Source organism: Streptomyces sp. NTH33 (genome assembly GCF_003236365.1).
GTDB lineage: Bacteria > Actinomycetota > Actinomycetes > Streptomycetales > Streptomycetaceae > Streptomyces.
The window spans coordinates 1-8,346 of record NZ_POTZ01000314.1 but is presented as its reverse complement, the minus strand read 5'-3'; the positions used below and the strand labels follow the sequence as shown (position 1 = coordinate 8,346).

The window sequence follows — 8,346 nt, the reverse complement described above, 5'->3', positions numbered from 1 at the left end:
CTGTGGGGTGGGTCGCGCAACCCGGCGTTCGCGGGGCACCGTTCGCGCCCACCCGTGCCGCCCAGGCGGCACGTATGCCCGCGGGATGACGGGCACGCGGCTGCCCGCGGGATGACGGGGGCGGCGCGGCCGGCTGCGGATCGCACGCGGTCGGCCGCGGGGTGCGGGGTGCGGGGTCAGCTCACTCCGTGGCGCACCGCCCACAGGGCGGCCTGGGTGCGGTCGGAGAGGTCCAGTTTCATCAGGATGTTGGAGACGTGGGTCTTGACGGTCTTCTCGGAGAGGACCAGGGACCGGGCGATCTCGCGGTTGGAGCGGCCGTCGGCTATCAGGGCGAGGACCTCGCGTTCCCGTTCCGTCAGGGAGGTTCCGCGGCCCTGGCCGGTGCTGGTCTCCTCCTGGGACAGCAGGGCGTTCGCCACCTCCGGCTGGAGGAGGATGTGGCCGGCGTGCACCGAGCGGATGGCGCCGGCGAGGGCGTCGGGGTCCACGTCCTTGTAGACGTACCCGGCGGCGCCCGCGCGCAGGGCCGGGACGACCGTGCGCTGTTCGGTGAAGCTGGTGACGATCAGCACGCGCGCGGGGTTGTCGAGTGCGCGGAGCCGGCGCAGGGCCTCGACGCCGTCCATGACGGGCATCTTGACGTCCATGAGGACGACGTCGGGCCTCAGCTCCTCGGCCCGGGCGACGCCTTCGGCGCCGTCGGCCGCCTCGCCCACGACCTCGATGTCGTCCTGTACCTCCAGGAAAGTGCGCAGGCCCCGGCGGACCACCTGGTGGTCGTCGACGAGCAACACCTTGATCGGTTCAGCCACCGGGGACCTCCATCTCGATCACGGTGCCCTTGCCGGGCGCCGATTCCACCGTCAGCCGGCCGCCGACACCGCTCGCCCGGTCCCGCATGGAGACCAGGCCGAGGTGGCGGCCGGCCCGGCGTACCGCCCTGGGGTCGAAGCCGGTGCCGTCGTCGGTGATCCGCAGGACGGCACCGCGGCCGTGGCGGTCCAGGGTGACGTCGACGTGCTCCGCCCGTGCGTGCCGCAGCGCGTTGTGCAGGGCTTCCTGGGCGACGCGGAGCATGGCCTCCTCCTGGGCGGCCGGCAGGGCGCGCGGGCCGCGGGCGGTGAAGGTGACGCGCGCGCTGTGGGCGCGGTCGAGGACCTGGATCTGGGTGCGGAGGGTGGCGACCAGGCCGTCCTCGTCGAGGGCCGCGGGACGCAACTCCACTACGGCGGCGCGCAGTTCGTCGGCCGCTTCGGCGGCGAGGGCGGCCACCTGCTGCAGTTCGCCCTTGGCGCGCACCGGGTCGCGGTCGACGAGGGCGGCGGCGGCCTGGGCGGTCAGGCGCAGGGAGAACAGCTTCTGGCTGACCGCGTCGTGCAGTTCGTGGGCGAGGCGGGAGCGCTCCTCGGCGATGGTCAGCTCGCGGCTGCGTTCGTAGAGACGGGCGTTGGTGAGGGCGATCGCGGCGTGCTGGGCGAGGATGGAGAGCAGTTCCTCGTCCTCCTCGGTGAAGCCGCAGCTGCCCTCGGGCTTGGGACAGCGCTTGTTCGCCAGGAACAGCGCGCCGATGACCTCGTCGCCGTCGCGGATCGGCAGCCCCAGGAAGTCGGACATCTCCGGGTGGGCGGCCGGCCAGCCCTCGAAGCGCGGGTCCTTGCGCACGTCCGCGATGCGCTCGGCCTTCGCCTGGTGCAGCATCGCGGCGAGGACGCCGTGCTGGCGCGGGAGCGGGCCGATGGCCCGCCACTGCTCCTCGCTGATCCCGTCGACCACGAACTGGGCGAAGCCGCCGTGGTCGTCCGGTACGCCGAGCGCGGCGTACCGCGCGTCGAGCAGCTCGCGGGACGAGACGACGATCGTCTTCAGGACGTCGCGCACCTCGAGGTGCCTGCTCATGGCCAGCAGCGCGGAGCTCACCGCGGCGAGGCCGGACCGGGGACCTTGACTCATGTCCTCACGGTACCGGCGGGGTCCGACACCGCGGATCGGCCCCGTGACGGCCCTGTCCGGGCCGCTGGACCTAGGTCCGCGGGCCGAGCGCGAGCGGCCCGGGCCGGCGGGGCCGGGCCGCTCGCCCTACGGCGAAGGACCCCGCCGGTTTGCGGCTCGCGTCCGAGGCGGCGCCGGGGGCGCCGTTCCTACGGTGGGCGGCGCGCCGGTCAGGAGGCGCACGAGGACGGCCCGGCGGCGAGGACCGGGTGTCATGAACAGGGAGCGGGTGTCATGCCGGTAGCGATCATCACAGGGGCTTCGAAGGGCCTGGGGCGGGCGCTGGCCGAGGCGCTGGCCGCGCGCGGCTGGGATCTGGTGCTCGACGCCAGGAGTGCGGAGGTGCTGGGGGAAGCGGCTCGGGCCGTCTCCGCGCACGGCACGCGCGTGGAGGCCCTGCCCGGGGACGTCACGGACGCCGGGCACCGGGCCGAGCTGGTGACGGTGGCGCGCAAGCTGGGCGGTGCCGATCTGGTGGTGCACAACGCGAGCGCGCTGGGCGCGGAGCCGCTGGTGCGGCTGGCGGAGCTGCCTGTGGAGGGGCTGCGCTGGGCGCTGGAGGTGAACGCGGTCGCCGCGCTGGGGCTGGTGCAGGAGGCGCTGCCGCTGCTGCGGGAGTCGGCGCGCGGCACGGTGATCGCGGTGAGTTCGGACGCGGCCGTCGAGGCGTACGGGACGTGGGGCGGCTACGGGGCGTCGAAGGCGGCGCTGGACCATCTGGCGGCGGTGCTCGCCGAGGAGGAGCCGGGGCTGCGGGTGTGGGCGGTGGACCCGGGGGACATGGCCACCGACCTGTATGCGGCGGCCGTACCGGACGACGACGCCCCGCGTCCGGCGCCGGGCCATGTGGTGCCGGCGTTCCTGCGGCTGCTGGAGGAGCGTCCGGCGAGCGGCCGTTACAGCGCGCCCGCCCTGCTGGAGGGGCGATGACCCTGACCGTGCGGGTTCCGCGGGAGCTGTCGGCGCGGGTGCCGGCCGAACAGCGGGGGCCCGGGCTGGACCGGGACGCCGTACGTCTGCTGGTGTCGCACGGCACCGAGGCGTCGCACCACGCCTTCCGGGAGCTGCCGCGGCTGCTGTGCGCCGGGGATCTGCTGGTGGTGAACACCTCCCCCACGCTGGCCGCCGCGGTGGACGGGCGGATCGGGCACGCGCGTGTGGTGGTGCACTTCTCCACGCGCGGGGACGACGGCCGCTGGGCGGTGGAGATACGGGACCCGGACGGGACGGGTACTACGCGCGCGCGTGCGGGCACACCTGCGGATACGGAGGTGGTGCTGCCCGGGGGCGTGCGGCTGGTGCTGGAGGAGCCGCTGAGCGCGGAGAGCGCGCGACTGTGCTGGGCGCGGGTGTCGGGGCCGTCGGTGCTCGGGATGCTGCGGGTGCACGGGCGGCCCATCCGTTACTCCTATACGGAGCGGGACCAGCCGTTGTCCGTGTACCAGACGGTGTTCGCGGTGCCGTCGGCCGACGGCTCGGGCAGCGCGGAGATGCCGAGCGCGGCCCGGCCCTTCACGGGGCGGCTGGTGGCTCGGCTGGTGAGCCGGGGGGTGCTGTTCGCGCCGGTCGTCCTGCACACGGGCGTGGCCTCGGCCGAGGCGCACGAGCCGCCGTATCCGGAGCGGTTCTCGGTGTCCGGGGCGTCGGCCCGGCTGATCAACGGCGTACGGGCGGGCGGTGGCCGGGTGATTGCGGTGGGGACCACGGCGGTGCGGGCCGTGGAGTCGGCGGCCGGGCCGGACGGTGTGGTCCGGGCGGCCGCGGGGTGGACCGGTCTCGTGGTGACGCCCGAGCGTGGCGTACGGGTCGTGGACGGGCTGCTGACCGGGCTGCACGAGCCGGAGGCCTCGCACCTGCTGATGCTGGAGGCGGTCGCGGGACGGGCGGCGGTCGAGCGCGGTTACGAGCAGGCCGTTCGCGGGCACTACCTCTGGCACGAGTTCGGCGATGTGCATCTCGTCCTTCCGGCGAAAACCGCTCACCCGGAGCGTTGCGACGGCAACCAGGCGTGAGGAAACCCCTCCACCGGTGTGAGGCCGCGCATAGGACGCACATCACGTACGAAGCGACATAGGAGACACAGGCTCCCCACGTGAACGGGACAGATGGTCCGATCTGTCCCGTTTTATCTGTTCCCGTTCCACTATCCGGCTTCGTACGTCACACCTTTGCCCGCTGTTTTTGCGGCAGCTAAGAATTACCCCCGTCGCTCAACGCCGCGGATTTCCGTTCGCGGCGTTTGCGCGGGAAGGACCCCCTCCCGCAGTCCGGAGAGCGACCTCCGCGCTACTCGAAGAGGTCCATTCGCCATGCCCGCAAACGTCCGTCTCCGTGCTCACAGCCGTGCCCTGACCAAGCGCCGCAAGGTCGTCCTCGCCGGTGCCGCCGCCCTCGGCGCCGCCACCCTGGCCGTCTCCGCCGCGCCCAGCCAGGCCCAGACGACGACCGGCACCGCCGCCGTCACCGCGGCTCCGGTACAGCTGAGCACCCAGCCGATCAAGGGCGTCCGGGCCAGCGTCACCGACCAGCTCGCCGGTGACAGCGTGAAGATCCAGGCCATCGAGGCCAAGAAGCAGGCCGTCGCCAAGAAGGCCACCGCCAAGAAGACGGCCGCCAAGAAGGCCGCCGTCACGAAGGCCCGGGCCGGGCACCAGGTCAAGCAGGCCGCGAGCCGGTCCGCCGAGCGCCCGCAGATGCAGACGGTCGCCACCTCCACCAGCTACGGCAACAACCTGGACGGCTGGATCCGGCAGTCGCTGGCCGTCATGAAGCAGCACAACATCCCCGGCTCCTACCACGGCCTGCACAAGAACATCATGCGGGAGTCCTCGGGCAACCCCAACGCCATCAACAACTGGGACATCAACGCCCGCAACGGCATCCCGTCCAAGGGCCTGCTGCAGGTCATCGAGCCGACCTTCCGGGCGTACCACGTCCCCGGCACGTCCCACAACATCTACGACCCGGTCGCCAACATCACCGCCGCCGCCAACTACGCGTCCAAGCGGTACGGCTCGATCGACAACGTCAACAGCGCGTACTGACGTCGCGTACCGACGTACTGGGGCCGGCGCGGACCTCGACGAGACGCGGAAAGGGCGGCACCCCGTTGTGGGGTGCCGCCCTTCGGCGTCATGACACGGCCTCGTGCGGTTACTTGCGCATGACCTCCGGCTCGTGGCGGCGCAGGAAGCGCGCCACCAGGAAGCCGCAGACCACGCCGAGGGCGACCAGCGCGGCCATGTCGAGGGCCCAGGCCGAGGCCGCGTGGTCCCACAGCGGGTCGGTGCTGGACGGGTCGTCGGTGTTCGGGGCGATGTTGTTGAAGTCCAGCGTGGCGCCGGCGGCGGCCACCGCCCAGCGCGACGGCATCAGGTACGAGAACTCGTTGACGCCGATGGTGCCGTTCAGGGTGAACAGGCAGCCGGTGAAGACGACCTGGACGATCGCGAACATGACCAGCAGCGGCATGGTCTTCTCCGCGGTCTTCACCAGCGAGGAGATGACCAGGCCGAACATCATCGAGGTGAAGCCGAGCCCCATGATCGGCAGGCACAGTTCGAGCAGCGTCGCGTTGCCGAGGACCAGGCCCTTCTCCGGGATCTCCCGGCTGGAGAAGCCGATCAGGCCGACCATCAGGCCCTGCAGCACGGTGACGATGCCGAGCACGACCACCTTCGACATCAGGTACGCCGAGCGGGACAGGCCGGTCGCGCGTTCCCGTTCGTAGATCACCCGTTCCTTGATCAGCTCACGGACGGAGTTCGCGGCGCCCGCGAAGCAGGCTCCGACCGCGATGATCAGCAGCACCGTGGTCGCCGTGCCGTTCGGGATGTGCAGCCCCGTCGTCCGGTTGACCTGCGGGTTGACCAGCAGCCCGCGATTGTGGTCGATGAGCAGGCTGACCGCGCCGATCACCGCCGGCAGGATCACCGACAGCGCCAGGAAGCCCTTGTCGGAGGCGATCACCGCCATGTACCGCCGGATCAGGGTCAGCAGCTGCGAGCCCCAGCTCTGCGGTTTGGGCGGCTTGATGGCCTGCGGCGGCGGCATGTGTGCGGACTGCGGGGCGGCGGCGTCGATGTCCGCGGCGTACATCTGGTAGTGCTGCGAGCCCTTCCAGCGGCCCGCCCAGTCGTAGTCGCGGTAGTTCTCGAAGGCGGAGAAGACATCGGCCCAGGTGTCGTAGCCGAAGAAGTTCAGCGCCTCCTCGGGCGGGCCGAAGTAGGCCACGGCGCCGCCCGGCGCCATCACCAGCAGCTTGTCGCACAGCGCCAGCTCGGCCACCGAGTGAGTGACGACGAGGACGGTGCGGCCGTCGTCGGCCAAGCCGCGCAGCAGCTGCATGACGTCACGGTCCATGCCCGGGTCGAGGCCACTGGTCGGCTCGTCCAGGAAGATCAGCGACGGCTTGGTGAGCAGCTCCAGGGCCACCGACACGCGCTTGCGCTGGCCGCCGGAGAGGGAGGTGACCTTCTTGTCCCTGTGGACGTCCAGCTTCAGCTCGCGCAGCACCTCGTCGATGCGGGCCTCGCGCTCGGCGACCGTGGTGTCGGCCGGGAAGCGCAGCTTGGCCGCGTACTTCAGCGCCTTCTTGACGGTCAGCTCCTTGTGCAGGATGTCGTCCTGCGGGACCAGACCGATGCGCTGGCGCAGCTCGGCGAACTGCTTGTAGAGGTTCCGGTTGTCGTAGAGGACCTCGCCCTGGTCGGCGGGCCGGTAGCCGGTGAGCGCCTTGAGCAGGGTCGACTTGCCGGAGCCGGACGGGCCGATGACGCCGACCAGCGACTTCTCCGGGACGCCGAAGGAGACGTCGCGGAGGATCTGCTTGCCGCCGTCGACCGTCACGGTCAGCCGGCGGGCGGAGAAGGACACCTCACCGGTGTCGACGAACTCCTCCAGCCGGTCGCCGACGATCCGGAACGTCGAGTGGCCGACGCCGACGATGTCGGTCGGGCCGAGCTGCACCGAGCCACCCTTGGGGACCGGATGGCCGTTGACGTACGTGCCGTTGTGCGAGCCGAGGTCGCGGATCTCGAAGCGGCCGTCGGGTGTGGCGTGGAACTCCGCGTGGCTGCGGGAGACCTGGAGGTCGGAGACGACCAGGTCGTTCTCCAGGGCACGGCCGATGCGCATCACACGGCCGAGCGAGAACTGGTGGAAGGTGGTGGGGCTGCGGTCGCCGTGGACGGGCGGCGCGCCGGCGCCGCCGGGGCCCTGCTGGTGCGGGATCGACGGTGCCTGCGGCCCCTGCTGCGGCTGCTGCCGGCCGGCTTGCGGCGCCTGCTGCTGCGGTGTCTGCTGCTTCGCCCAGCCGGGATCGGCGCCCTGGGCGGCGTACGGCTGCTGCTGGGGCTGGGCCTGCGGCGTGCCCACGGCGGCCGCGGCGGAGAGGCTCAGGCGCGGTCCGTCGGTCGCGTTGCCGAGATGGACCGCGAAGCCGGGGCCGATCTCCACCTGCTGGATCCGTCGGCCCTGCACGAACGTGCCGTTGGTGCTGCCGTGGTCCTCGATGACCCAACTGCGGCCGTTGAACCTGACCGTGGCATGGCGCCAGGAGACCCTGGCGTCGTCGAACACGATGTCTCCCTGGGGATCGCGTCCCAGGGTGTAAGGCCTGGACGGGTCGAGCGTCCAGGTCCGTCCATTGGTTTCCAGTACGAGTTCCGGCACTCCAAGCCCCACTGAGTTGTCCCCCGAGTTACCCCCGTCGCAGGGAGTCTAGGGATGTCGAACATCGTGGGGAACTATTTCAGGCTCCGCTCTCTGACCGAAACCCGGGCCTTGTGCAGAGTGAGTACGTCCGCTTCGGCGGTTTCCCGTTGACGGGGTTGAAACCGGGCCGGAGAGTGGTATTTCCCCCGAGGGGGACATGCGCGGCGGCCACGCCGCGCCGCGGATCGGGGGGTCTGCCATGAGCGTTGCCACTCAGGCCGGGGCCGCGAGGCGTGGTGCGCGCCTGCCCTGGCTGGATGTGCTGCTGACCGCGATCACCTCCGTGAGCTGGGCGTTGATCGGCATGGCGGGCACGGCGGCGTTGGGTCTGCACCTGCTGCGGGCCGACTCGGCCGGTTCGCTCGGGCCGATGACCGCCGCGGTGGTGGCACTTGGGGCGGGTGGTTCGGTCACGCCGTCCGGTGAGGTGTCCGCGTTCGGCCTGAAGGGCGCCGAGGCGCACACCGCCCTCCAGATCACGCCACTGGGGGTGAGCCTGGTCGGAGCGCTGCTGCTGTCGTGGTTCTTCCTGCGGTCCTTGCGCACGGCGGGAATTGTGATCGCCCCGGCCGAACTCCTCGCCCGGGCGGGCGCGGTGGTGGCGCTGTTCGTGGCGATGCTGGGCGGGCTGGCCTGGGC

At 71.7% G+C, this 8,346-nt stretch carries 7 protein-coding genes; 4 read left to right on the top strand and 3 right to left on the bottom strand.

Annotated elements, in window-relative coordinates:
• Nucleotides 1-176 precede the first annotated feature (176 nt).
• Both C1I97_RS25515 and C1I97_RS25510 read right to left on the bottom strand, forming a co-directional pair.
• Nucleotides 177-815 carry a response regulator gene (locus C1I97_RS25515; protein ID WP_111005516.1) on the bottom strand — a complete coding sequence of 213 codons (639 nt, stop codon included), beginning with the start codon at nt 813-815 and terminating at the stop codon, nt 177-179.
• Nucleotides 808-1,953 (bottom strand): GAF domain-containing sensor histidine kinase, encoded by a 1,146-nt coding sequence (locus C1I97_RS25510; RefSeq protein ID WP_111005515.1) that lies wholly within the window; start codon nt 1,951-1,953, stop codon nt 808-810. Before C1I97_RS25510 ends, C1I97_RS25515 begins: the two co-directional genes overlap by 8 nt.
• A gap of 273 nt (nt 1,954-2,226) precedes the next feature.
• Here C1I97_RS25510 and C1I97_RS25505 point away from each other — a divergent pair, with 273 nt between their 5' ends.
• The 3 genes from C1I97_RS25505 (at nt 2,227) to C1I97_RS25495 (ending at nt 5,036) form a co-directional block, all read left to right on the top strand.
• Nucleotides 2,227-2,922: an SDR family NAD(P)-dependent oxidoreductase gene (locus C1I97_RS25505; RefSeq protein ID WP_111005514.1), complete on the top strand. Its 696-nt coding sequence runs from the start codon at nt 2,227-2,229 to the stop codon at nt 2,920-2,922.
• Entirely contained in the window at nt 2,919-4,004 is a 1,086-nt protein-coding gene (locus C1I97_RS25500) for an S-adenosylmethionine:tRNA ribosyltransferase-isomerase (protein ID WP_111005513.1), read from the top strand. Before C1I97_RS25505 ends, C1I97_RS25500 begins: the two co-directional genes overlap by 4 nt.
• 297 nt (nt 4,005-4,301) lie before the next feature.
• Nucleotides 4,302-5,036, top strand: coding sequence for a transglycosylase SLT domain-containing protein (locus tag C1I97_RS25495; protein ID WP_111005512.1), 735 nt, complete (start codon nt 4,302-4,304; stop codon nt 5,034-5,036).
• 109 nt (nt 5,037-5,145) lie between these two features.
• Here C1I97_RS25495 and C1I97_RS25490 read toward each other — a convergent pair whose 3' ends face one another.
• Nucleotides 5,146-7,665 carry an ABC transporter ATP-binding protein/permease gene (locus C1I97_RS25490; protein ID WP_111005511.1) on the bottom strand — a complete coding sequence of 840 codons (2,520 nt, stop codon included), beginning with the start codon at nt 7,663-7,665 and terminating at the stop codon, nt 5,146-5,148.
• Between the two features lie 241 nt (nt 7,666-7,906).
• On the opposite strand from C1I97_RS25490, the gene C1I97_RS25485 reads away from it, so the two are divergent.
• Nucleotides 7,907-8,346 (top strand): streptophobe family protein (locus C1I97_RS25485; RefSeq protein WP_220040858.1); only part of this gene is annotated, 440 nt, incomplete at its 3' end.